Annotated in this window: 24 protein-coding genes; 11 read left to right on the top strand and 13 right to left on the bottom strand. The window is 45.3% G+C overall.

Annotated features, from left to right (window positions below):
• Nucleotides 1-391 precede the first annotated feature (391 nt).
• Genes Q0796_RS06840 through Q0796_RS06850 form a run of 3 tightly spaced genes read left to right on the top strand, consistent with a single transcriptional unit; the run spans nucleotide 392 to nucleotide 2,754 of the window.
• Nucleotides 392-1,264, top strand: coding sequence for a hypothetical protein (locus Q0796_RS06840; protein WP_298441401.1), 873 nt, complete (start codon nucleotides 392-394; stop codon nucleotides 1,262-1,264).
• Nucleotides 1,265-1,870 carry a hypothetical protein gene (locus tag Q0796_RS06845; protein ID WP_298441403.1) on the top strand — a complete coding sequence of 202 codons (606 nt, stop codon included), beginning with the start codon at nucleotides 1,265-1,267 and terminating at the stop codon, nucleotides 1,868-1,870.
• Nucleotides 1,871-1,887: 17 nt separating this feature from the next.
• Nucleotides 1,888-2,754 (top strand): hypothetical protein, encoded by an 867-nt coding sequence (locus tag Q0796_RS06850; RefSeq protein WP_298441405.1) that lies wholly within the window; start codon nucleotides 1,888-1,890, stop codon nucleotides 2,752-2,754.
• A 151-nt stretch (nucleotides 2,755-2,905) separates the two neighbouring features.
• On the opposite strand, the gene Q0796_RS18295 is transcribed toward Q0796_RS06850, so the two are convergent.
• Nucleotides 2,906-3,232, bottom strand: coding sequence for a pyocin activator PrtN family protein (locus tag Q0796_RS18295; protein ID WP_363322308.1), 327 nt, complete (start codon nucleotides 3,230-3,232; stop codon nucleotides 2,906-2,908).
• 320 nt (nucleotides 3,233-3,552) lie between these two features.
• Here Q0796_RS18295 and Q0796_RS06855 point away from each other — a divergent pair, with 320 nt between their 5' ends.
• From Q0796_RS06855 to Q0796_RS06870, 4 genes are read left to right on the top strand one after another with little or no spacing between them, the layout of a single operon-like run.
• On the top strand, nucleotides 3,553-5,589 hold the full coding sequence (locus Q0796_RS06855) for a class I SAM-dependent DNA methyltransferase (RefSeq protein ID WP_298441406.1): 2,037 nt from the start codon (nucleotides 3,553-3,555) through the stop codon (nucleotides 5,587-5,589).
• The gene (locus Q0796_RS06860) at nucleotides 5,589-6,938 is read left to right on the top strand and encodes a restriction endonuclease subunit S (RefSeq protein WP_298441407.1); all 1,350 of its coding nucleotides are present in this window, start codon (nucleotides 5,589-5,591) and stop codon (nucleotides 6,936-6,938) included. The genes Q0796_RS06855 and Q0796_RS06860 overlap by 1 nt, the downstream gene beginning before the upstream one ends.
• 1 nt (nucleotide 6,939) lies before the next feature.
• The gene (locus Q0796_RS06865) at nucleotides 6,940-7,353 is read left to right on the top strand and encodes a hypothetical protein (protein ID WP_298441408.1); all 414 of its coding nucleotides are present in this window, start codon (nucleotides 6,940-6,942) and stop codon (nucleotides 7,351-7,353) included.
• The gene (locus Q0796_RS06870) at nucleotides 7,343-10,537 is read left to right on the top strand and encodes a DEAD/DEAH box helicase family protein (protein WP_298441409.1); all 3,195 of its coding nucleotides are present in this window, start codon (nucleotides 7,343-7,345) and stop codon (nucleotides 10,535-10,537) included. Before Q0796_RS06865 ends, Q0796_RS06870 begins: the two co-directional genes overlap by 11 nt.
• Before the next feature lie 93 nt (nucleotides 10,538-10,630).
• Here Q0796_RS06870 and Q0796_RS06875 read toward each other — a convergent pair whose 3' ends face one another.
• The 6 genes from Q0796_RS06875 to Q0796_RS06900 form a co-directional block, all read right to left on the bottom strand.
• Nucleotides 10,631-10,924 carry a hypothetical protein gene (locus tag Q0796_RS06875; protein WP_298441411.1) on the bottom strand — a complete coding sequence of 98 codons (294 nt, stop codon included), beginning with the start codon at nucleotides 10,922-10,924 and terminating at the stop codon, nucleotides 10,631-10,633.
• Nucleotides 10,921-11,391 (bottom strand): hypothetical protein, encoded by a 471-nt coding sequence (locus Q0796_RS06880; protein ID WP_298441412.1) that lies wholly within the window; start codon nucleotides 11,389-11,391, stop codon nucleotides 10,921-10,923. Before Q0796_RS06880 ends, Q0796_RS06875 begins: the two co-directional genes overlap by 4 nt.
• A 20-nt stretch (nucleotides 11,392-11,411) precedes the next feature.
• Entirely contained in the window at nucleotides 11,412-12,416 is a 1,005-nt protein-coding gene (locus Q0796_RS06885; protein ID WP_298441414.1) for a hypothetical protein, read from the bottom strand.
• Between the two features lie 146 nt (nucleotides 12,417-12,562).
• A complete protein-coding gene (locus Q0796_RS06890; RefSeq protein ID WP_298441416.1) occupies nucleotides 12,563-13,105 on the bottom strand; it encodes a hypothetical protein in 543 nt (180 codons plus the stop codon).
• Nucleotides 13,106-13,116: 11 nt separating this feature from the next.
• Nucleotides 13,117-13,734 carry a hypothetical protein gene (locus Q0796_RS06895; protein ID WP_298441418.1) on the bottom strand — a complete coding sequence of 206 codons (618 nt, stop codon included), beginning with the start codon at nucleotides 13,732-13,734 and terminating at the stop codon, nucleotides 13,117-13,119.
• Between the two features lie 421 nt (nucleotides 13,735-14,155).
• The gene (locus tag Q0796_RS06900) at nucleotides 14,156-14,545 is read right to left on the bottom strand and encodes a hypothetical protein (protein WP_298441419.1); all 390 of its coding nucleotides are present in this window, start codon (nucleotides 14,543-14,545) and stop codon (nucleotides 14,156-14,158) included.
• A 232-nt stretch (nucleotides 14,546-14,777) separates the two neighbouring features.
• Here Q0796_RS06900 and Q0796_RS06905 point away from each other — a divergent pair, with 232 nt between their 5' ends.
• Entirely contained in the window at nucleotides 14,778-16,559 is a 1,782-nt protein-coding gene (locus tag Q0796_RS06905) for a zincin-like metallopeptidase domain-containing protein (RefSeq protein ID WP_298441420.1), read from the top strand.
• Here Q0796_RS06905 and Q0796_RS06910 read toward each other — a convergent pair.
• The 4 genes from Q0796_RS06910 to Q0796_RS06925 all read right to left on the bottom strand — a co-directional run bounded on the left by Q0796_RS06910 (nucleotide 16,556) and on the right by Q0796_RS06925 (nucleotide 20,728).
• Entirely contained in the window at nucleotides 16,556-16,876 is a 321-nt protein-coding gene (locus Q0796_RS06910; protein ID WP_298441421.1) for a hypothetical protein, read from the bottom strand. The genes Q0796_RS06905 and Q0796_RS06910 overlap by 4 nt on opposite strands.
• Complete coding sequence (locus Q0796_RS06915) at nucleotides 16,851-17,045, bottom strand: hypothetical protein (protein WP_298441422.1); 195 nt, start codon at nucleotides 17,043-17,045, stop codon at nucleotides 16,851-16,853. The genes Q0796_RS06910 and Q0796_RS06915 overlap by 26 nt, the downstream gene beginning before the upstream one ends.
• Nucleotides 17,046-17,084: 39 nt before the next feature.
• Nucleotides 17,085-18,842 carry a hypothetical protein gene (locus Q0796_RS06920; RefSeq protein WP_298441424.1) on the bottom strand — a complete coding sequence of 586 codons (1,758 nt, stop codon included), beginning with the start codon at nucleotides 18,840-18,842 and terminating at the stop codon, nucleotides 17,085-17,087.
• Between the two features lie 740 nt (nucleotides 18,843-19,582).
• The gene (locus Q0796_RS06925; RefSeq protein WP_298441426.1) at nucleotides 19,583-20,728 is read right to left on the bottom strand and encodes a site-specific integrase; all 1,146 of its coding nucleotides are present in this window, start codon (nucleotides 20,726-20,728) and stop codon (nucleotides 19,583-19,585) included.
• Nucleotides 20,729-20,913: 185 nt separating this feature from the next.
• On the opposite strand from Q0796_RS06925, the gene dusA reads away from it, so the two are divergent.
• Entirely contained in the window at nucleotides 20,914-21,897 is a 984-nt protein-coding gene (gene dusA / locus Q0796_RS06930; RefSeq protein ID WP_298441428.1) for a tRNA dihydrouridine(20/20a) synthase DusA, read from the top strand.
• Nucleotides 21,898-21,971: 74 nt separating this feature from the next.
• On the opposite strand, the gene Q0796_RS06935 is transcribed toward dusA, so the two are convergent.
• Nucleotides 21,972-22,121: a hypothetical protein gene (locus Q0796_RS06935; protein ID WP_298441429.1), complete on the bottom strand. Its 150-nt coding sequence runs from the start codon at nucleotides 22,119-22,121 to the stop codon at nucleotides 21,972-21,974.
• A 21-nt stretch (nucleotides 22,122-22,142) separates the two neighbouring features.
• Here Q0796_RS06935 and Q0796_RS06940 point away from each other — a divergent pair, with 21 nt between their 5' ends.
• Nucleotides 22,143-22,493 (top strand): hypothetical protein, encoded by a 351-nt coding sequence (locus Q0796_RS06940; protein ID WP_298441431.1) that lies wholly within the window; start codon nucleotides 22,143-22,145, stop codon nucleotides 22,491-22,493.
• Between the two features lie 10 nt (nucleotides 22,494-22,503).
• Nucleotides 22,504-22,695 carry a PspC domain-containing protein gene (locus Q0796_RS06945; protein WP_298441433.1) on the top strand — a complete coding sequence of 64 codons (192 nt, stop codon included), beginning with the start codon at nucleotides 22,504-22,506 and terminating at the stop codon, nucleotides 22,693-22,695.
• Nucleotides 22,696-22,879: 184 nt separating this feature from the next.
• On the opposite strand, the gene Q0796_RS06950 is transcribed toward Q0796_RS06945, so the two are convergent.
• Nucleotides 22,880-23,617, bottom strand: a complete 738-nt coding sequence (locus tag Q0796_RS06950) for an enoyl-CoA hydratase-related protein (protein ID WP_298441434.1) — start codon at nucleotides 23,615-23,617, stop codon at nucleotides 22,880-22,882.
• Nucleotides 23,618-23,678 lie beyond the last annotated feature (61 nt).

A 23,678-nucleotide genomic window follows, 5' to 3' on the forward strand; every position in this document is an offset into this window, starting at 1 on the left:
CGCCAGTGCGAAAAGCTGAAAAACAGCGCATTCAGTATCTTGCGATACTTGGCCGCCGCGGGTGCGGCAACCGGGGTGTTTTCTATTTTGCCCTTGGCCAGTGGGCGGGTATAATCGCGCCTCATTTTTTAACTGTGAACCGCCATGACCTACGCTGCTTCTCGTTTTTCCGTTGCGCCGATGCTGGATTGGACGAACTAATAAAATAAAACGTTATAAATTAGTCGTTTATGGTTGGCCGCCCTTGCTTTGGGTGCAATTGGGTGCAAGCTTGTGTGCGAATGTGCTAGTGGACTAGGGCTGGATTCGGTTTTGTCATTGCAACAAGTGAACTTTCTGCTCATAATCACGTCTAACAAAATGTCTAATTTTTTGTCTTGTTGGAAAGCTTGTGGCTACTAAATATTCAAACCCCCCAGTCATTTATACGGTAGCGAAATTGATTTATGCTGATTCAATCGGTAGCTACAGTGATGAAAAGTATAAAAAACTACTCGCTTCGCTAACGTCAGTTGGCTTCGACTCCTATAGCCTCAGTAAAGTTATGGGAATTCAGTTCAAGCAATCTGACAATCAGTTTTCTGCAACTCCTGCTAATGCAGAGAGGGTTGGCTACTTTTCGCCAAACAGGAAGCGATGCGCCTTAATCGATGAAAATACAATTGAACTCAGACTGTCAGAATATGACAACCACACAAGATTCTTAGATGAGTTCAAGGTCTTGCTTGATACATGTCAAAAGAATGAAGTCGCATTAGGTAACAAGTTGAGAGAAGTGGAGCTTCATTACGTTGACTTGTTTGTTCCTGAAGACTGCAAGTTAAATGATATGTTTTCTTCTGTGTCACTACCTGTGGGGCAGTTTTACAGCGCAGGTGATGATGCAATAAAAATTGGTGCGACTAATTTCACTCGCATTTTAGCAAAAGGAACTGAAAAAGTTTCGGTTAGCCTTGAGCAAGTATTTTCGTCCGATCCAAAGAGGCGAAAGTATTTGCCTGACTCATTAGTAGAGCCCGATGAAAAGTTAGGCATGCCATTAGATGTGTCAAGATTATTTAAAAGTCAAGGACAAGTTGAATATGCTATCGTTCATACAGCTTGTGGCGCATTGCTTGAATCAAGCAAGCTAAATACAGAAGAGATTAGAGAAAAGCTTGAGCATCTGTATAGAGAAAGCAGGAAAACATTTGACCATATGATTGAACCTAATATTTGTGGTCATGTATGGCAAGAACTTGATATTAAGGTGGAGGTAGAATAAATGGATTATATTGAAAGTCACTTCGATGTTTCAGCTTATTCATCTCCACCTGAGGTGGTTCGTTATACTGATTCACAGTCTCGCTTTTTGCCTATAAGGGTAACAAGTGACGGATACCAATATGACATACTGATATCTGGCAAGTTTAATAATTCCATGCTTCTTGTCGATGCAAGAGAAGTTGAGGATATCTATGACGATAAGAGTGAAGCAATCACAGTTAATGATTGTGTGGGTTTGTGTCAAAGGGTTCTGGGTTTAAAAATTAATGAAATAGCTAAACTAGCTGGAGTTTCTCGTGCCACATTGGATCTTCATCGTAAAGGTTCTAACGTGAAAGACATGGGACGATATCATATGCTATTCAGTTTTGCGACTAAGGTTGAAAAACTCTATGGGGAAACTATTAAGTTAGGTGTGCGAAACGTGCTTATTGAAAAGAGAACTCTAGCTCAGCATCTCGTTTTACTCTCTGAGGACTTGGATTCTGCTTTTTCCATTATTGATGAAGTGCATGAAAAAATAGGAAAAATTTCTATTGCCAAGACGAACAATGACCTTCAGAAAACCAATGCCAGACTGTCTGGTATTGGCAGAATTGCCTAGTCGTGGGGGGTGTCTAGGTGACTGGACTGATAGATCTTGGTGTGAGGCAGGGAATAGTTCTGGCTATTTCCGAACAGGCACAGCCTGGTTCTGAGGAATTATCTAGAGTAGAAAAAATAATAAAACAAGGACGTTATGGCTTATTTCAAAACAAGGCGGTTAATCAGAAACATCTCTATGTGGTGTTGACTCAAGATTGCTCCATCTCCAGCGGGAAGTATATCGAGCTGGCACAGATGAAAGCTAAAGCGGTTGCAGACGAGTCAAGGGTAGAGCACCTTTTGTTAGGCAAAGATTATGGCAAACTTTTCCTAAAATATGATGGGTCGATATATGAAGTTGAAGAAAGCCTCTTGACAAAAATAAAAACAAGCGACCTTGTTGAACTTGTGTCTAGTGGCCTATTTAATGTGAACAATCAGTTAGATGTTAATGAAAAGAGAATAATAATAGACTGGCGATTACGCTCCTATCTCAGAGAGCCTTATCCTGACGGTTTTAATCGGTCACTTTTCCGATATTTAGAAGAGAATAGCTGGTTTACTGACTATCTCCATGAACACAGAGAGCATATTCATTCCCTAAGAATATATGTGTCGCCCGAAGACATAGAAAATGCAGAGTGTTATTGCTTTTCAATTACTGCGGTGCTTTATATTGGTGGTGAACAATATGAAAAAGACATCTCCGATAAATTGGAGACAATGATTAAGGGCATCTCACAATTTGACAACATCAAGTGTATGCAGGATGATAATTTTGAGTTCGATTCAGTTGAGCTTCCAGAATATATAACTCTGGCTTTTGCTGTGTCACTGGATGACTTCAGTTTTGCTAATGCTGATGTTATGAGAGAGTTTAACTTTCAATACTTGTGCTACTGACGAAAGAGCCGAAAAACGGTTCATGTTAGCAAGAGGCATTTAAAATCTGAAGCTGACTCTTCGCTGCCTCAGCATTTTTAAGACCTATCAAGCAAAGCATAAGCAAAAAGAAAGGGGAAGCAAGCTTCCCCAATCAGTGCAGCATCGTTCCTCAAGCAGCTTGGATCTTCCGCCACTCAATCCGTGCTTCGCTACACCGAGATTCAATGTAGTTCGCCAGATCTTGCAGGTGGACTTGGTACGGTGCTTTTTGGCTTTCGCCAAGCCGAACCACAGCAAAAGGCAGATCACAGCTCCTTGCTCGCCGTCTGGCGGTGTTGATGCTCATTCCGAGAACCTTATCGGCAATCTCATCGAGAGGTATCAACGTCCTCGCCCCATACTCAGCCATCAAAAGGTACATCGTTTGAGGTGCTGCTGAGCTGACTTTAGCCATAAGGTCTCCTGTGGGTAGCTTGCTGTCGCTCTGTACACACATCACTTATCACTGGGACGCTCATCTCCCATTCCGAGCCAATTACGTACCAGTCGTCACAATTTTTGTGCTCATCGGTATGAGTCGCAACACTCGTCACCACGCCATTAAATAACACATCCCCTTACTCTGTAAATGACTGAGTTAGCAGTTTGTTATGCCAAGCCTTCGGATTTTCCGTTTCAAAAACAATCATATTCTTGATCTTAGAAATTGGTGGTTGTTTTCTTTTGTGGGATTATGGGGCCAATTATCGTTGATTAAATTAGCCCAGTGACTTTGGGCGTTTTTGAAAGCTTTTGGGCTTTGCTCTAGGAACAACCATGACCGACAATTTTTCCTCTACCGCTGCGTTTATCTGGTCAGTTGCTGACCTGCTACGTGGCGATTTTAAGCAGAGCCAGTATGGCCGCATCATCCTACCGTTTACCCTGCTGCGCCGCCTTGAGTGTGTGCTAGAAGCCACCAAGGGCGATGTACTGACCAAGTTCGACACCGTTAAGGCGATGCCTGAAGAAGCGCAAGAGAAGGTACTGCTGCACACTGCTCAACGCTCGTTCTTCAATACCTCCAAGATGGATTTGAGCAAGTTGGGTGAAACCGCCGTTGCTCAGAACCTAGAAAGCTACGTGCAGTCGTTCAGTAAGAGTGCTCGTGAGATCTTCGAGCACTTCGATTTCTTTAACACCATCGATAAGCTGGAAGAAGCTGATCTGCTTTACAAGGTAGCCAAGCGTTTTGCCACAACCGATCTGCACCCTGAAACCATCGACAACTACCACATGGGTTTGGTGTTTGAAGAACTGATCCGCCGCTTTGCGGAAAGCTCTAATGAAACGGCGGGTGAACACTTTACTCCTCGTGACATTGTGCGCCTGACCACCTCGTTAGTGTTCTGTGAAGATGATGATCTGCTTACTCAATCTGGCTTGGTGCGCTCTATCTACGATCCAACCGCTGGGACGGGCGGTTTCCTCTCCTCTGGCATGGAGTACGTTCACGAGTTGAACCACAACGCTGAACTGTCTGCCTTTGGTCAAGAGCTAAATCCAGAGTCCTACGCCATCTGTAAAGCCGACATGCTAATCAAAGGGCAGAAGGTCGATAACATCAAGCTGGGTAACACCCTGTCTAACGACCAACTGGCAACCGAGAAGTTTGATTACATGCTGTCTAACCCACCGTTTGGGGTGGATTGGAAGAAGGTGCAGAAGACCATCAATGATGAGCATCTACAAAAAGGCTTTGAAGGTCGCTTTGGCCCAGGTTTGCCACGGGTATCTGATGGTTCTTTGCTGTTCCTGATGCACTTGGTCAGTAAGATGCGTCAGCCTGTGCGCTCTAGCGCCCCGTCTACCCTGCAAAATGGCACACAAGAGGGCGGCTCTCGTATCGGTATCATCTTGAACGGCTCACCGCTGTTTACAGGCGGTGCAGGCAGTGGTGAGAGTGAGATCCGCCGTTACATCCTCGAAGATGATCTGCTGGAAGCCATCATCGCTCTGCCGACCGATATGTTCTACAACACGGGCATTGCTACTTATGTGTGGATACTTAGCTCCAATAAGCCAGCGAACCGCAAAGGCAAGGTGCAGTTGATTAATGCTGCGGTGGATAACAAAGCCAACCCAGAAAACAACTTCTACGCTGCCATGCGTAAATCTCTCGGCTCAAAGCGTAAGTACCTGACCGAACAGAGCATCGAAACCATCGTGCAAACCTTTGGTCGCTTTGAAGAGAACAGTAACGCCAAGATTTTCGATTATCAGGATTTCGGCTACCGTCGAATCACCGTAGAGCGGCCACTGAAGCTGGCGATTTATCCCAAAGATGAAGCCAAGATTGAAGCGCTGAAAGCGGAAAAAGCATGGGCGAAGATCGATCATGAACTGCAAGCCGCTATTCTGGATGCACTGTCTCGCTTTACTGAAGAAAAGATCCTAAGCCGCGACCAGTTCCAGTCTGAGCTGAAGACTCTACTGGGTGCATTTAAGGTATCGGCAGCACAGTTTAAGTTGCTGTGCAAATGTTTAGGTGAGCAAGATGATGAAGCCGAGGTTTGTAAGACCAAAGGTAAGATCGAGCCAAACCCAGATCTGCGTGATAATGAAAACGTGCCGCTGAAAGAGTCTGTTGAAGAGTACTTCGCTCGTGAAGTGTTGCCGCATGTGCCAGATGCATGGATTGACCAATCAAAGACCGATGAGCAAGACGGTCAGGTGGGCATTGTTGGTTACGAGATTCCATTCAACCGCCACTTCTACCAGTACCAGTCACCACGGAGCCTAGAAGCCATTGATGCTGATCTAGATGCGGTGAGTAGCGAAATCGTGAAGCTGCTGCAAGAGGTGCATTCGTGATGAGCGGTAAGTATGCGGCGTATCCTGAGTATCAAGACTCTGGTATTGAGTGGCTAAAGGAAATGCCGACTCATTGGAAGTTGGTACGCTCCAAACACATATTCAAAAGAGTGCAACGTCCTGTCAGAGCAGAGGACGGTATCGTTACGGCTTTTCGAGATGGGCAAGTAACGCTCAGAAGTAACAGACGTACAGAAGGTTTTACCAATGCTGCTAAGGAGATTGGTTATCAAGGTGTTCGTAAAGGAGATCTTCTTGTTCATGCGATGGATGGTTTTGCTGGCGCTATTGGGGTAAGTGACTCCGACGGGAAGTGCTCTCCTGTTTGCTCAGTCTGTATGCCTTGGAGTGAAGGTTCTGTAAATACGGGTTATTTTGGATATTTGGTAAGACAGTTAGCGGTTACAGATTTCATCACATCCCTTGCGAAAGGTATTCGAGAGCGTTCTACAGAGTTTCGGTTTAGTGAGTTCTCCAGTCTGTTTTTGGCTGTGCCTCCGAAAAATGAACAACAAAAAATAGCCGACTTCCTAGATCACGAAACCTCCAAGATCGACACCCTGATAGCCAAGCAGGAAAAGCTGATTGCGTTGTTAAAAGAGAAGCGCCAAGCGGTCATTTCTCATGCCGTCACCAAAGGACTAAACCCCGATGCCAAGATGAAAGACTCAGGCGTTGAATGGCTAGGCGAAGTGCCAGAGCATTGGGTAGTATGTTGTTTAAAACACATCAAAGGAAGGCATAAAGGATCGTTTGTTGATGGTCCATTCGGAAGCAACCTGAAGTCAGAACATTTTGTTAATAATGGCGATGCATATGTAATCGAAAGCAACTTTGCTACCACGGGCACCCTTGATTCGACAAAACTTAAGACAATTTCAAAATCACATTTTGAAACTATTAGCAGAAGCGAAACTAAAGAAGGTGCAATCATAATTGCCAAAATTGGAGCTAGATACGGGATGAACTCCGTCTTGCCAGCTTTAGATAAAAAAGCAGTAGTATCGGGAAACTCTCTGAGCTTAACTGTTGATAATGAGCGCATGGAAGTAGATTACTGCCATCATCTCCTTAGTCACCTAAAAAATGAAAGGGCGATGGATGATGGAGTAAATGTTACTGCCCAGCCAGCATTATCCCTTGGACAATTGAATAATTTGCCGTTCTTAGCGCCTAGTAAGGAAGAACAGCGTGAGATAGTCCAATCTATTGAGAAGTGTAATCAAGTCACTTCCGAAATGTTAAAAAAATCTGAGAGATTGATTTTGCTTTCAAATGAGAGAAAAACTGCACTTATCTCTGCCGCAGTAACAGGCAAAATTGATGTTCGGGGTTGGAAGGCTACTTGATATGGATTCGTTACCTATTGCCAATCTGCTCGTCAGCTCATTGAGCGCATTATCCTCGATGGTACAGGCTTATAACTCATCAAAAGTGACGAAAGAAGACGCAAGCAAGGCAGAACAAAGGCTTGATAAGCCACTAAAACGTGGTGGAGCAAAAGTGTCTCAAAAAATTGATGGGAAGTTGTTGAGCGCACTATCTGAAAAGGCTGAAGCAGAAGCAAGGAAACTGATTGAGTTAGTTAATATGGCTGAAGACCCTAGCTCATTGGAGTTGCCGATGCGTGAAGCAAGTAACCGTATTTGTTTTTATTTGCAGCAAATCAAGCATCACAATGATGATGTTTTGCCGACTAAACGATTGAATGACTTCTGGCAATCCCATCGATGCGTAGACATGGACGTTTGCAATGACCGATAAATCCCAAGAAAAAGTATTTCAAAACGACATTATCGACCAGATGTTGTCCCATGGCTGGTTGGTGGGCGAGTCCAGCAAGTACAACCGAGAGTTGGCACTGTACCCTGAAGACCTGCTGAGCTTTGTGCAAACAACGCAACCAGAGCAGTGGGACAAGCTGTGTAAGGTACATCCGAAAGATCCTGAAGGGGCATTGCTGCGAGCGGTTGAGAAAGACCTGAAAAGCACCTCTAAAGGTACGCTGACGGTACTACGTAAACAGATTAAAGACCGTGGTGCTAAGTTCAAACTGGTTGAGTACAAGCCAGATCATGATCTTAATCCTGATGCCAATGTTCGCTACGAACAGAACATCTTGCGGGTAGTTCCAGAGCTAGTTTACTCGCCTAATGGCTATGACGGTCGTATTGACTTGGTGTTGTTCGTTAACGGCATCCCTGTTGCCACCTGTGAGCTAAAATCTGAGTTCAAGCAAGCGCTGGATAACGCCAAAATCCAGTACATGAAGGATCGTCAGCCGAAAGATCCGACTACCAAGAAAGCGGAGCCGTTGCTGACCTTTAAGCGTGGTGCATTGGTTCATTTTGCGGTAAGTCAGTTTAATGTGGCGATGACGACTCGTTTGGCTGGGGCCAAGACCTTCTTCCTGCCGTTTGACCAAGGCACCAGCGATGGCGGTAAGGGCAATGACGTTCCAGAAGCGGGTTATGCCACAGCCTACCTGTGGAATGAGATCTTTAAGAAAGACAACCTGCTGACCATTTTGGGGCGCTATATCCACCTAGAGAAGAAGGATGTAGAGCAACTTGATGGTTCGATTGAAACCAAAGAAACGCTGATCTTCCCTCGTTATCACCAATGGTCGGCGGTATCGACTTTGCTGAAAACCGTTGAGCAGGAAGGTACGGGCGAGAAGTACCTGATCCAGCACAGTGCTGGTTCAGGTAAGTCCAACTCTATTGCTTGGTTGTCCCATCAGCTCGCTTCGAAGCACTACTACTGTGATCACCCAGAGCTGGGCAAAAAGGTTGGCGACAAGGTGTTTGATTCGGTGATTGTAGTCACTGATAGAACCGTACTGGACAGCCAGCTTCAAGACACTATTTATCAGTTCGATCATTCTGAAGGGATGATTGCCCGTATCAATCGGGAAGAAGCGCATGGCAGCAAATCAAGCCAATTGGCGGGTGAGTTAAGAGCCAGCACTTCAATCATCATTGTGACCATTCAGACCTTCCCTCATGTGCTGGATGCCATTCGCAGTGACACGACTTTGGCGGGGCGCAGCTACGCAGTGATCGCTGATGAAGCGCACTCTAGCCAATCTGGAGAAACTGCGAAGAAGTTACGTGCCGTTTTGATGGCTGAGCAGTTAGACGGTGAAGAGCTGGACTCGGAAGACATTCTGCGCCTGTCGTTGGAAGCTCGCAAAGGCTCAAATAAGCTTAGTTACTTTGCTTTTACTGCGACACCAAAGGCGAAGACCTTAGAGCTGTTTGGTCGCTGCCCTGAGCCTGATGAAGCGCCCAGTGATACCAACAAGCCAGAGGCATTTCATGTCTACTCGATGCGCCAAGCGATTGAGGAAGGGTTCATTCTGGATGTATTGCAGAACTACACCAGTTACCGAGTAGCGTATCAATTGGCTCACCAAGACCCGACTCATGACAGTGAGGTGGATAGTAAGAAGGCAGCAACCAAGATCGCTAAATGGGTGCGGCTGCACCCGCACAACATTGCCCAGAAAGTCGAAACCATCATTGAACACTTCAACGCCAAGGTGAAGCACCTGCTGGGCGGTGAAGCTAAGGCGATGGTGGTAACATCAAGCCGCCTAGAAGCGGTGCGTTACAAGCTGGCGTTTGATAAGTACGTGCAGGATAAGGGCTATGCCAACGTCAATGCGATGGTGGCGTTCTCTGGTGAGGTGAATGATCCAGATCTACCTGATTCCGCTTTTACCGAAACCAATATGAATCCGAACCTGAAAGGGCGGGACATGCGCAAGGCGTTTGATACCGCCGATTACCAGGTGATGTTGGTAGCCAACAAGTTCCAGACGGGTTTTGACCAACCTAAGCTGGTGGCGATGTACGTGGATAAACCGCTAAAAGGTGTAGAGTGCATCCAAACCCTGTCACGTTTGAACCGTACCTACAAAGGCAAGAACCAGACCTTCGTGCTGGACTTCGTGAACGACCCTGAAGAGATCTTGGAAGAGTTTAAGGTGTACTTCCAAACTGCCGAGTTAGCGGGGGTGTCTGATCCGAATCTGGTCTATGACCTAATGGAGAAGCTGAACGAGGTTGGCATTTACCGCTGGTCTGAGGTTGAGAGCTTCGTTGAAGCTTATAACGATAAACGCTCTACAGGGGCGAAACTCGCCAATATCTGTAAGCCAGCAGTAGATAGATTCCAAGTACGTTACAAAGAAGCGACACTGGTGCTTAAAGCTGCGCAGAAAGAGCTAAACAAGGCTAAGGATGATAACAACGACAAAGCCATTAAGTTCGCTGAGAACAGCGTTAAGAACGCCAAGGAAGCCAGAGACATTCTTGAAGTATTCAAGAAAGATTTGATTGGCTTCTGCCGCTTCTACGGCTTCACCTCGCAGATCGTGGACTTCGATGATTTCGACCTTGAGAAGTTGAGCATCTACGCCAAGCACCTGTACCCGTTGCTGCGCTTGGAAGTGGTTGAGGATGAGATTAACCTGTCTGAAGTAGCGATGACTCACTATCGCCTTCACGAACAGCGAGAGGCAGATCTTCAGCTTGGCTATAAGGTTGGCGAAGAGCCAAAGCCTTATGTACCAGCGAGTAAGGAAGGCTCAGGCGCAACACCGAAAGACCCTAAAACTGAGCTGTTGAACGAGATCATCGGTCGTATGAATGACCTGTTCATTGACGATGGCTTATCTGAAAACGACATGATCAGCTACGCCAATACCATTGCGGGTAAGGTAGCTGAGAATGACGTAGTGATGGATCAGCTTAGGAACAACAGCAAAGAACAAGCGATGCTCGGTAAGTTCCCTGAGTCCATCAATGATGCAGTCATCGAAAGCATGGGTGTACATGAGAAGATGGCGATGAAGGTGCTATCTAACGAAGCAGTCACAAAAGGCTTTGCTGAGCTGATGTTTGATGTATTGGCTAAGGGTCTTCGGCCTCAAGCTGATTAGTTAGAACTAAAAAGAGCCGCTAATAGCGGCTCTTTGTCTATCTAGGTCAATCTGGGGAATACCCATGATCACTTCCTCATAGAAGGGGAGTTGTTAGGCGATCAGGTACTCGACTAAAGAAGGGTTATTACCCCATAGGAGCACTGGTTCGCTAGCAAATTGCTTCCAGCCTTCAACCGTGAAGCTGCCGTCTTCTTCGACTGTGGCAAAGATGTTTGGCACACCGAATGCTAAGGTCAATCTGAAGATTTTCATGCCTCGCTCGCTGTTGAAAACTTCTACGCCGAGAAATGGCTGCTCATCCTCAAGAAGCTGATTTAGCGTTGCATTTGACAAGAAGTTTTGGCAGTTGTTCGTTGCTTTAATTAAGTCACTGTTCTTGCTCATTGGCTTACCTCCTTATCTGCTTTGGGGTTTGATTGATTGTTGACGAAGGCGTTGAACTCAGTGTTGAGGTCGAACAGCAGATCTTCTAGAAAACAGCGGCATTCATCGCTGATCTCTTCAATTGCTTGATCTAAGTCGCCGTGTAAGTCGTCAACGTCTGAGCGGCTGTCCACGTTAATCTCGACTAACGCTAGGATATCCAGCTTGCGGTAAGCCGAAATCTCATCCTCAAGGTAAACTGAGGTGTACTCGATCTGATGCTCATCATTGAGTTCAAGCTCATCCTCAAGATGAGAGTCATCCAGCCATTCACTGAATGCTTGGCTTACTGATGAGCGATTAGGGCTGTTGGCTAAAACCGTCAGAATTTTAGAACCTCCTTCTTTAGCTGATACCAGCCAAGAATCAAAAAGCTCTGCTCGGTCATGAGTAGATGCGTTTGTAGGGTTTAGTGTTTTATCAGTCATAGTATTTCTCCTTCTAGTTATTAGATGTTTGCGTTGATTACTGTCGGTCCCCACCAAACCAGCACAAACCTGCGCTCTGCTGTTCCTCGTTTGCCTCGCCACACTCCATGCCAGTGAGCACGGCGGATATGTGGCTTCTTTGACTTTCCAGTTTTGGAGCAATTTCGAGGCGAAAAGACCTGTTTAAGCTGTTTGGCGATAGTTTTGCCGACAGGCCATACCTTCGGTCGTGATGGTGGCTGTAGCTTCATCCCTGTGCGCAGTTTGTGGTGTCGATGCTGGGAGGTGGCTTCAGGCTCAAAACGCTCGATATCAGGCTTTTCAGTACATAGGTACAGGGTGAGTGACATCAACGCTGATACGAGTTCTGGAATCACTTCACCTAACTCAATATTGGTCACATCGGCTAGCTGGTGATTTCGTCCTGATAGGTGCTCGTAAGCCTTTGCGATACCTGTGTGCAGATCCCAGTCGCCAAGCATGACGTGGTAGGGAACCAGTTCAGAACCAAAGTCGAGTAGCAGGGTCAGAAGCTTCACACCAAAATCTGAGCGGTGATCAATGTGTGCAAAGAACCCTTTAAGTTGTTTGCCAGTCAGTTTATTGAGCTTTTCGTTATTGACTGGTATGTATACGCACCACTCAGGTAAGCGCTCGATTACTTGGGTTGGAATATCGCCAGTAATTGGGGTCTCGATAAGTTCCTGAACCAATGTAGGGGCAAAGTCATAGACCCCTTGGGTGTAGCGCCAAGCTGCGAGGGCGGTGTATTGCTCCGCAAGATGAGGCTCTGGTTGGATTTGGTCAAAATCGATTAAGCTGCGGATGATACCGTCAACAGTACCAGATGATACGAGGCAACTAGCATCACAATGAATAAGTCCTTCAGCCTCGATGATCGACCAGATAGCGGGGAACTTTCTGGTGAGCCGATTAAGTTCGCTGCGTGGTGATTGATACGAGTGCTTTTTAGCTTGCGCTCGTTTTTGAGAATTGTTTAGTTTCTTGCGCTTTTTTTTAGGCATAATTGCTCTCCTTTTGTAGTTTTTGAATACAGGAGGGCTAAGACTTCATTTTATAACAAAGCCCTCCTGCGTTTTGTTTCTTTTGCTAATCGTTTTCACGATTTATCTCCTGATGGAGTGGTGCCGAATTAACGGCGGTAAGCTATCTATTTGGCATTGTTGATGTGGTTAGCAAAATCGATAGCATTGATCTCATCGACCAATGAAAGTGTGCCAGGGTCACTGAACAAGTTTGATTTGTAAAGTTTGCCTGTGATCCAATCTTCATTCTGTGATTCTCCTGATGGTTTGATTTGCTTAGGATCAATCTTATAAGGAGCCGAATTATTGGTTGGGAATATAATTGAACCATTGGAGTCTACATCTTCTGCGTCAAGTTTCAGACATGTAGTCCAATCGTCACCATTACGATATACTTGACGTGTTAGTACACCGTTAGCGAATCTGTGGGTGTCATATCCAATGCTAATTATTTTGATGATGATAATTACGTCAGCTTCAGATAGAGCGATGACTCTCTTAAACCAATCGAAGTACCCATATACCTCAAGGTCTTCGGGGGTTATTTCAAATCGTTTGCCTCGTTTATCCTTAGTCATTATTGATATCGATATATCTGAACGGTTACTAAAATCTGCATTTGCGATAGCGTTTATAGCATCAAGCGCCATTCTTTCTTCTTTAGCCATGTTACTTCTCCTTATTGTTGTTGAATCACTTCGATTTGCTGAGCAAGTTCGATGAACTTACCAATCCACTGTTCCTGCGGGTTTGTTTGATCTTCAGTGATGACACAAGCCTGATCTTTGAAGGTGACGGCGATTTCACCCTTACCGCTCCAGATCAGCAATGATTGGCCGAGTTGCGGCTCTTCTGAACACAACAATCGAGCCTTACTCTGGTCATAACCATTGGCGAACAGGCTACTCAGCATTTCTTCGTCAGGTTGATCCACAATGAAGTTGTCGGGCTGGTTCAAACAGCAAACGCACTCCAGTTGAGCTATACGGCTTTGCCAGATATTGAGCATTAGCTGTGGAAGGTCTTGCAGTGCCTCTATCAAAACCTGTAAATCTAGAATTGCAGGTTTAAGTCCACAATCGGGGCAATCACATAGGTGGTTTTGTTGAAAATCCTCTAACTCATCAAGGATCTCTTCAAAATTGTCTTGATCGAACCAGCACCCTCGGTCGCTGAAGAACGGGAGTAGCTCATCATAGGTTTCTGCCACAGCATCAAGCTTCGCTTGGAACTCAAAAGCCGCCATGCGGTGCTTCTGAAGGCTAAGGTTTTCGTGGTTGTGTTGTTCTTTTTGCATAGTTAAATCCCTCAAATTGTTTGAAATTAAGTTGTACTTCGCCTGTCCGAACTGAATCGGCTATTTTTTAGGCGCAAGAGTTCGCCGATCAGAATGACTCTGAACGCAGTTGTCTTATCGGCTTAGGTTTTATGCTTAGGTTGGGGCTGAGAAATGACTCATGATTTTATCCTCCATTGTTAATGAAAATTGGCTGGAGGGGAGCCAGAAGTATCCTTCTAGTATGCCACCTCCACAAGTAACTCTTTCTTTCTACAGGTAATCATTTGATGACCTTCGATTTGCGACAGTTGTTAATATTTTTCGAGGCGTAGCTCGTCTCGATTTTCCATATATTAACAAATGGCATTAGTCAAGTCAATAAATATTTCAGAAAAATGTTGATCTTTTGCTTTTTATCTGATTTTGGATGTTTTCGGTGTTACACCTCAACGATCTCAAAGTGCTCATGAAGGAAGTCCAACATCGTAACTGCCTCTTTCCCAATGGTTTGATTGTCATGTAGTGCCTTGGCAAGGTTGCTACCCGCCTGTTCAAGTTCGGCTAGGGAAAGTGGTTTTTGGCTGTCGCTAAGGTTTTTCATCGCTAAAGCGTAGAGTTGCTGGCAATCAATAGCGCTGATTGTGCGCTTGTCCAACAAGCCCTGTAAGAACTTAGCGAGTGCTTTGGCTACGATGCTTATTTCTCCATTCGTCATTTTTTGGATTTGTTTCCAATCGGACCTCCATTCTCTAATTATTCTTTTTTGTGCTTGAGGTATTTGGATAGGATTATTTCCCTTTTGTGTTATGGATAAACTATCTGGTGTCATATTATTCTCCTTTTATTGTTTACTGGCGTAAACAAGCCATAAGCTAATAATATCAAGTAAAATTGGGTCAGTAACCTTACGTTTTTTCGGTTGTTATGAGACTTGGGCTTAAATGCATGAAATAGACCAGTAAATATTTTGCACTTCCCATAGTTGAAAAGTAAGATAGATGTGTAAAGATTAAATTAGGTGTCAGAATTAATACGATGCCTTTTAATATCTGGTGTTATTCATGGAGAAAAATTACAACGAAAAAATAGTTAACGAAATCAAACATGCATTCGTTTCACGAAACCGAGCGGTTAAATCAGTCAAGCAACTCGATTTCTACCTCAATCGCTCAAAGACTTCAGCGGATCGTTCAACCAAAGAACGCTTTGAGCAGTTTATAAGTGACAATGGATTTACTTCCCTTTATCTGCATGCTTCATCAGATCGAACCATCCTGTCTGAAAATGACTTCCGTTCTGTTCAAAAACGTTTAGCTGAGGTTCCGTCAGATGATGCTTCACCAAGATCGCTAACGGTACTGAATCAAGTTGAGGAGTTGTACCGAAAGTACATTGAGCAGTTTGAAACTAGCGATCAGGAGTACCAGTTCGTTAAGCCTTGGCACGATTCAATAGTTCATGGCACACCAAAGAATGCAAAAACTGGTAAAGCCTACACTGGCGGTAATGACATGCTGCTTGCGATGCTGCAACAGGAGTTGGGCTTGGAGCTACCGATCTTCCTCAATAAACACAATATCGAAGAGCTTGGTTTGGAAGTCCCTGAAGCCCCACTGTGTGTTGGGCAGAAGGTAGTAGAGTTGTATGTTGATGACAGCTTATCTGCTGACTCACCTGATAAGTGGATCAGCCGAAAGGTATACCGTGGCTTAACTGACCAGGAACAACAGAACTATCGTGAGCAGAAGGTACTGAGGCTCTTCGACCTTTATCATTCATCACAGTTTGCTGATGGGCTGGAGAATAACCAACAGTATCAAAATTGGATTAAAGATTTTCGTGAAGTCGCTTTGCTGAACCGACTCAAACAGTGTCGAACCGATGAAGAACGAGCACAGTTGTTTGAACCTAAGATCTTCGCTGCCAAAGCCTTTCTGCATGGTGCTTTGAAGCAGATGGGGATAGAGGTGAAATCTCATCCTAATTCTTGTCACTACAGCGTTTTGGAAGACCAGATCTCGATGGTTGATGAGAAGAACTTCAAAGGTGAGCATGCTGCTCTAGCGTATACTGGCGTTCTGGCGCATGAAATGAGCCACTCTACTGGTCACGAATCTAGATTGAAGCGTAAGTTCGGTAATGGTTTTGGTTCTGTCCAATATGCGTTTGAGGAAGTAGTTGCTGAGTCATCGGCTCAGCAGGTCATGAAACGATTCAATCTTAGTTCAACACTTGCTCGCCAAAGCGCCAAATACGTCCACAGTTGGTTGAAGCACCAAAAAAACAATGCCACAAAAGACTTTCTTAGCATCGGCTGTAACAAGGGGAGGGTGGCCGCTGACTTTATCTTGTTGAAAGGACGTGAGTATCAACAGACTCTAGCAGATCGTTATGACGGACTTGAGTTTCAACAGTTAGCGATTGATGCGCTAGAAGGGCGACCTGATGCTGATGCGCTGTTTCTTGCCGAGTACGTTAACTCTGTATCATACAAGGCGCTGGAACGGTTCTTTGAGGAGCAGTTTGATGGTTTGGAAGGTGATGAGAAGTTGCTTCTTGAAATGGAGTTGGAAAACTCACCTGACAAACACTTAATGCTGCAACATGAGTTTTACGACTTGCTTGAAGCGGAGTATGGGATCTCAGAGCAAGAGTTGTTCTTTGCTGGGGACCTGACTGATCAGTATAGTCTAATGGATATCTTCGATAATGGCGTAGATCAGCCGTGGGGGGCGTTTACGGTTACTGATGCGTTGAAGCAAAAGCTGAACTTGAACTCGGATATCTTTGATGTACCTGTTGGATCTCGTGACACACCAGTTAGGTCTAGGCTTCGACTCTAAGGCTTGGGGCGATGAGGTGGCTTGGGGGTGTAGAGCCGAGCATCGACCGCTAAATTAGCCAGTTGTAGGATAGCGGCATCGATTTTCTGAAGTATTTCACGTTGAAAGTACGGAACCTGCATCAACTTATCAAACTCGTCATCAGATAGTTTGAATATCTCTTGGATCTTTTTCATTAGCTCGACTCGATAAAAGTTATAGAAATAGGTAAAGTCAAAAGGATTGTCTTTGCCGTGGTGGTAGATTCTCTTAGCGTGAGTTGTAAAATTGCTGTTTATAAGCTCTTTGGCCTCAATCGCTTTTAGGTTTAGGTCCATCACTTTTACCTTTTCCTGACTTGGATTCCTTGAGGGCTTTAAACTTTTGTTTGATGATCCATTCATGGATACGCTTTTCATGTTCAGGGCTATACTCGATAGGCGCTCTGAATATTTTATTCTCTTGGCTGTTGTCTGGATTGTTCTCTATTCTTCTGTCTTTACTCATAATAACTCCTTATAATGAACATCGTTACATATACTAATTTTAATTCAAGTGGCTAGATGAAATTACTTTGCTGAGCCTTTGGTTATCTTCAACATCATATTTGTTCTCATAGTCTTCCAGTTGCTGAACAATGATCTGTTTTATCTTTGGGTTCGCATTGATTTGTGTTAATAAATCATTTGTAATCTCTGGTAGTTTGGTTAGTTTCCATATACTTATTGTGCTTAAAATGGCTTCTAGCGAATCGTCAGTTATTTGCTCTAGTATGTCTAGTTTCTCCTGCCTCTGGGATATCAGACTTTCAAGGTCGTTTATCTTGGTTTGATAATCATTCAGATCGGACTTTAAGTCATTGGCTTGATCAACGAGCATGTTATAGCGAGACTGTTGCCTATCTTCGATTGGGAGTGTTTCCTCTAGACAAGCCTGTATATTCCTAAAATCCTTACGCTCATCGGTATCGAGAAATCGAAGCTCGATTTGGTGTTTATTGAACAGGTGTTCTTGCATGTGGCTAAGATATGCCATTTGTAAGATCTGGCCGCAGCGCACCATAATCTTATTGGTGTGACGCTCTGTAGGGTCTATGCCCAATAACTCCGAAAACTCTTCTGGATAATGTTGTTCTGCATACTGCGAGGCAAAGCTGATGTACTGCTGCCTGTACGTCTGATCCGTGCCGTTGTCAGCATCAAGAAAGATGTGGATGTTACGGCCAGTCATGCTTTCGGGGTGTTTCGACTCATCGTTATGCAGTGCCGCAAGATGGATTTTATTGTTCGGGAAGTGCTTTTCATAAAATGACACCGCAGCAGCTAAAAAATCTTGGGATGAGATAAAGCTAAAATCACCATGACAGTGAGGTATTTTGAATACTGCTTCAACAACTTGGGCATTGTTTTTGTTCTTGATTTTTCTGTTTTTTCGCTGCGCTTTGCAGCGAATATGGTTAGATCTGTGAACCAGGTAGTTCTGCAATACTCTGAACTTAGCCTCTTGCTTCTTAGGGCTGTAGCCAAGCTGGTTATAGCGTTGTGTAAGCAACTTTTGTAGTTGATTAAGCATCGGCTTGTGCTTGTCGGCAGTTAGGTCAATATCTTTGTTATCTGGTTGTTCAAATACGGATAGTTTTGCGTTTAGTTTATCTCTGTCAGGATGATCTTTCGGAAGCAGGTTCATAATCTTATTCTTATAGCTACTGCGCAGTTTACTCAGACGGTTTAGCTCTTCCTTGTGTCGTGAGTCAGATTGGTTATCTACATCCTTTCTAAGATCAGTATAGAAGCTAAGAATATCGTCTCGTTTCTCGACAAAATCAGAATGTTCTAAATACTTGCCTTGGTGATAGTAAAGGTTGTGGTTACAAAGCTCATCAAGCCATTCTTCAGTTCTATTTTTTGTGCGGCGTGTGCTATGGTTCAAAGATGTATTTAGCGCATCGAGAGAGTTGATACCTTTCGATCTACTGTTATAGTTTATAGTTTTGAAACGAGTGGTTATCGCTCGGTTGAACTTTATGTTTTGTTTTCTTGTGAAACCTTTGAATATACCAGATAGATCTTTTCTGTAGATATAGTTGTTGATGATGCGCTGTTTCGATTTACCTGATGCCTTGGACGATTTTTCAACCTCTCTGAGTTGTTCTTTTATCTCTTGTTCTCGCTCTAGCTCAAGCTTTTTCATCAGTGCATCATGCTCTTTCTCTTTTTTACGCAATTCTCGTTTACGCTTATCAATATCAGATTGACCAATACGATGATCTCTTTCATTTTCATTTTTTATATAATCGTCACTCACTTTATCCTCCTATAATTTTGATAAGTGTACTGAGAGTTACCTTTTGCTACTTTAGTGAAAAGTAGACTGATAATAATTCATCGAGCCTGCGAGTATGAAACGTAATAGCGAAGCAATGAAGTGAATTATGTGTATCAGGTTCAAATATCTATACCTATATTAAATCCTCACATAAAAACGGGTAATGTCAACAGTTGAAAATAAAATAACTTTAACTATTGATTTTCAAAAATTGTGCGATACATTTTTGTATATGCAGCCGTGAACAGTGCAACGGTTGGCATAAGCAGGTAATTGACAATAGTTAGTGCTGCTGACAACTGGATTTGTTGTTTTTACAGCATAGTGGTGTGGGGGAATACAACTGACCACTTTAAAACTCATGGCGAGTCGCCAAGGTAGACTCAAAGAATCAAAGCAACTGTAGAAAAATACAGGCATTAGATGGGATGCTACTGTAAACAGTCAAAACAGGTAAATGGTTATCAAGTTACTAAACGAGCCTTGTAATGATAGGTGAATGAAAATAGTAGATCCTCGCATCGAAGCTAGTAATTCACTATTCTGATTAACGACCAGAAGGCTGAGGCGGTGTGGTGAGCCGTGAGATATAAATGGATTATTTCTGTTTAGCCCCCTTAATCTCATAAGTCATACTCTGATAAATTGTATTTTTCTGCAACACACTGACTTACCCTTCGGGGGCTGAATGGATGGAACGTGGTTTCGAGATAACCCCCCTATCTATGACCTTGCTGTTGCTCATAGCTTTCACGAGCCAGTTTTTTGATATCAACGGCAGTGTAAATATCGTATAGGATGTTGATGTTCTTATGTCCTGTAATTTTCGCTACGGTCGTGATTGGGTAACCTTGTTCAGCAAGGCGGGATGCTCCCTCACGGCGAAGATCATGATAGCGAAGGTCTTTGATGCCTAGTTTGGCTCGTACTCGCTGCCAGCCAGCGGTAATGCTCTTGGGATTGTAAGGAAAGATCCGCTTTTTATCTTTACCTGATTGGCGTAAAACGATATCAAACGCTTCACCAAGCAGCGGCACTTCGCCATCGTTACCTTCTTTGGAACGGGGATCTTTGCGGTCTCGGACTGTGATGGTTTTGTTTTCTTTATCTAAGTCTTCCCATAGTAGGTCGGTGATTTCTCCGACCCGCATACAGGTAAGAATTGAGAATTGCAGAATGTCTGAAAAAGGGATGTGCGAGGCTTTATGTTGTTCTCGTTCTTTTAGACCTTGCTCTAGCTTGGTCAGTTCTTCGCTATTGGGTCTGCGGCTACGCTTTTTACTTTTGCCAATGAGCTTTAGATCGATGAGGGTTGGTATGGCTGCATCATGGTAACGGGTATCAGTCTTGATATTTAGTGTATTCGGAGCGACCTTCATCACTGAATGGAGGTATGACACATCATGGTAGATGGTTTGCGGCGATGGGATGATCAGTTTTCCTGTATGATTAACCTCTCCTTTTAGTCTTGTCTTACAGTGCTCTATGAGGTCTTTGGCAGTAAGTTGGTTCGTCAACTTATGAGAAATGTCGTGATTCATAAGAGATCGAAGTACGTAGGATTTGGTGCGTCCAACGGAGTTGCCAGTTAATGGGTCTTCTAAGTATCTTCGGATCAGTTCACCAATCTCTACGATTTCCAATTCGTTATTAGTTTCAGGATCAAAGTACACACCTTGTGAAATCTCGTGCTGTTTTTGTTCTAGGCGTTTTTTGACACGATTAGCCCAAGCTTCGGCTTTTAAACGAGTTTTGAAAGATTCTGTCTCTTCTTCGATGATCTTTCCTTTTTTGGTGACTCGAACCCGTGCTCTGAAAGACACTCCTTGCTTGCCATTCCTTTTCTCAATGTTGATTGAGGCCATAGCTTATCTCCCTTATACTCACCGCCTTTAAAATGTACAGTAGCGCAAAATGTACCCTATGGGTACAATTGCTGGGTACAATTATTGTCGAAATGTGCAGAAATGAGCAAAAACCTACGTAAATAGGCAAGGTGGTCTCGCCGTTGGCACATGGCTTTAACGCTAGTAAACAAAGGCTTTTGCGCATGACTTACGCTTCCTCACGATTTTCAGTTGCCCCGATGCTGGATTGGACCGATCGCCATTACCGTTACATGGCGCGGCTGATCTCTAAGCACACCTTGTTGTATACCGAGATGGTGACTACTGGGGCAATCATCCACGGCAAAGGCGATTACCTGCAGTTTAATCAGCAGGAGCACCCGTTGGCGCTGCAACTGGGCGGCAGTAATCCGCAAGACTTGGCCCATTGCGCTAAGTTGGCGGCCGAGCGCGGTTACGATGAAGTAAACCTAAACGTCGGTTGCCCTTCGGATCGGGTGCAAAACGGCCGCTTTGGTGCCTGCTTGATGGCGGAGCCACAGCTGGTGGCGCAGTGCGTGGATGCGATGAAGCAGGTGGTGGAGATTCCGGTAACGGTGAAAACCCGCATCGGCATTGATGAACAGGACAGCTACCAGTTTCTGACTGACTTTGTTGGCGCCGTGGCTGACGCGGGCTGCAGCGATTTCACCATTCACGCCCGCAAAGCGTGGCTGCAGGGGTTAAGCCCGAAGCAAAACCGCGAGATCCCAGAGCTTAACTACCAGCGCGCCTATGACATCAAGCGTGACTTTACCGAGCTGACCATTGGCGTTAACGGCGGCATCACCACCATCGAGCAGTGCCTAGAACACTTGCAGCAGCTTGATGGGGTGATGGTTGGGCGCGAAGCGTACACCAATCCGTGGCTGCTGAATCAAGTCGATAGCGCCCTGTTTGACGATGCCCGCCAAGGCTTAAGCCGCGCTGAAGTGGTGGAGCAGATGATCCCTTATGTGGCGGCGCACATTGCCCAAGGCGGCCGCGCCAATCACATTACTCGGCACATGCTGGGGCTGTTTAATGGTTTGCCTGGGGGGCGTCGTTACCGTCGCTATCTGGCCGAGAACGCCCACAAGCCCGGTTGCACCGCACAGGTGCTGGCGGAGGCATTAGCCACTCTACCTGAGCCCGCCTTAACGGCGTAATTGCGTTTCGGTTGGGGCAATTTATGCCATGACCGTGGCGAGTTTTGCACAAATGGCGAAACTGACTAGTTCCACTAGTGAGTTTCGCCATTTTTGATCCAGCCTGTACGTGCCGCGTTATCTTCAGTCCCGCCATAAAGTTCAATAAAAATCAGCCCAAACAGCGATTTAACTTTATTTTTACAACTTGGCACGGCACTTGAAATACCTTTGGTGTCATTCACTGAAATTCAAAGGAAAGTATCATGCGTGCGGTTAACTCAATGTGGCGTCGTAGTGTATTGGTTGGTCTGGTTTTAGCTGGTTTCGCCGGTAGCGTGTCGGCACAAGGTTTGCGCCAAGAGATTGATTCCGAAATAAAGCAACACAGCCAACAAGCCAGCACCTTGGTGCAGCAGCAGGCACTGCGTCATGCTCGTCACGATGCTTGGAATGCACTGATGGGGTATCAAGTTGATAGCGGTAACCTGACCGTGGCACAAGAAGCTCAGCAGCAAAGCGATCAGATTGTGGATGCGGCTAAGCAGGATGCCCAAGCGCAAGCAGCCAGTTACTGGCAGGGTCAGTTCTCGGTCATCACCATTGCGAGCCACTAAGGAGCTGCCAATGACTCAATCGACACGACCAGGTGCCGCTTGGCTGTACGGTGTCGTTGCTGGGCTCAGTGCTCGCTTCGGTTGGCAGCCAGGTTGGACCCGAGTAGCGGTATTGGGGCTGCTGTACTTTGCCCCAATGAAAACCCTCATCGCTTATTTGATTGCGCTGTGGTTAATGCCAAAGTCATGGCGTGGTTATTAATTGGCTTGATCGCGTTATTGGTTGCGCTAGTTGAACTGATAGACGTGTGGACCATCGCCTTGCTCGGCTGGCCGAATCTGTTTTGGCCCATCGTTGTTCTGAGCATCATACTGGGAGTGGTTGGAGCATTAGTCGTGGGCTGGAGGCAACGACGTGTACGGTTAAGCCGTCGCCCCCGTCGCAGTTAACGTTGACGAATGGCCGCCAGCAGCGGTTTGGCTTCAGAGCCGGTTAATGCGGCAGTAAAGGCAACATCTTCGGCGTTCATCGCCGCATCCACACTAGGGCGAGTGCCTTTTAACAGCGCCTTTGTGGCTTGCAATGCCTGCGGTGGCTGGTTAGCCAAAGCTTGAGCTTGCGCTAACGCCCGTGGCAACACTTGCTCTACCGGCAGCACCTCATTCACTAATCCTAATTGCAGCGCTTTGGCGCCATCGAACGCTTGCCCTAATAGCAGCAACTCTGCCGCTTGGGCTCGACCAATGCGGTGCGGCAGCAGCAAACTGGATCCCGCCTCTGGCACTAAGCCAATATTCACGAACGGCAATGAAAAGCGCGTTTTGTCGCTGCAGTACACCAGATCGCAATGCAGCAACATGGTGGTGCCGATCCCCACCGCGGCACCAGAAACGGCGGCAACCAACGGTTTATTCAAGCGCGGCAGTAAGCGAATAAACTGATGCACAGGACGACCGTTGTCGGCTTCTTCGGTACTGAGAAAGTCATCCAGATCGTTCCCCGCACAAAAACACTCGCTGCTGCCTTGGATCAGCACCGCCCGAATTGAATCCTCTTGCTCAGCTTGGGTAAGTGACTGAACTAAGGTGGCATACATCTCTTGGGTCAGGGCGTTTAACTTGTCCTGACGATTGAGGGTCAGTACCATTACGTGGCCGTCGCGACGGCAAATTACCGGTTCCATCAGCTGCTCCTTGCAGTGCTCATTTTCTCTCCGTAAAAAATCAGTTTAAAGGATGAACTGT

The sequence above is a fragment of the uncultured Ferrimonas sp. genome (assembly GCF_947489035.1).
GTDB lineage: Bacteria > Pseudomonadota > Gammaproteobacteria > Enterobacterales > Shewanellaceae > Ferrimonas.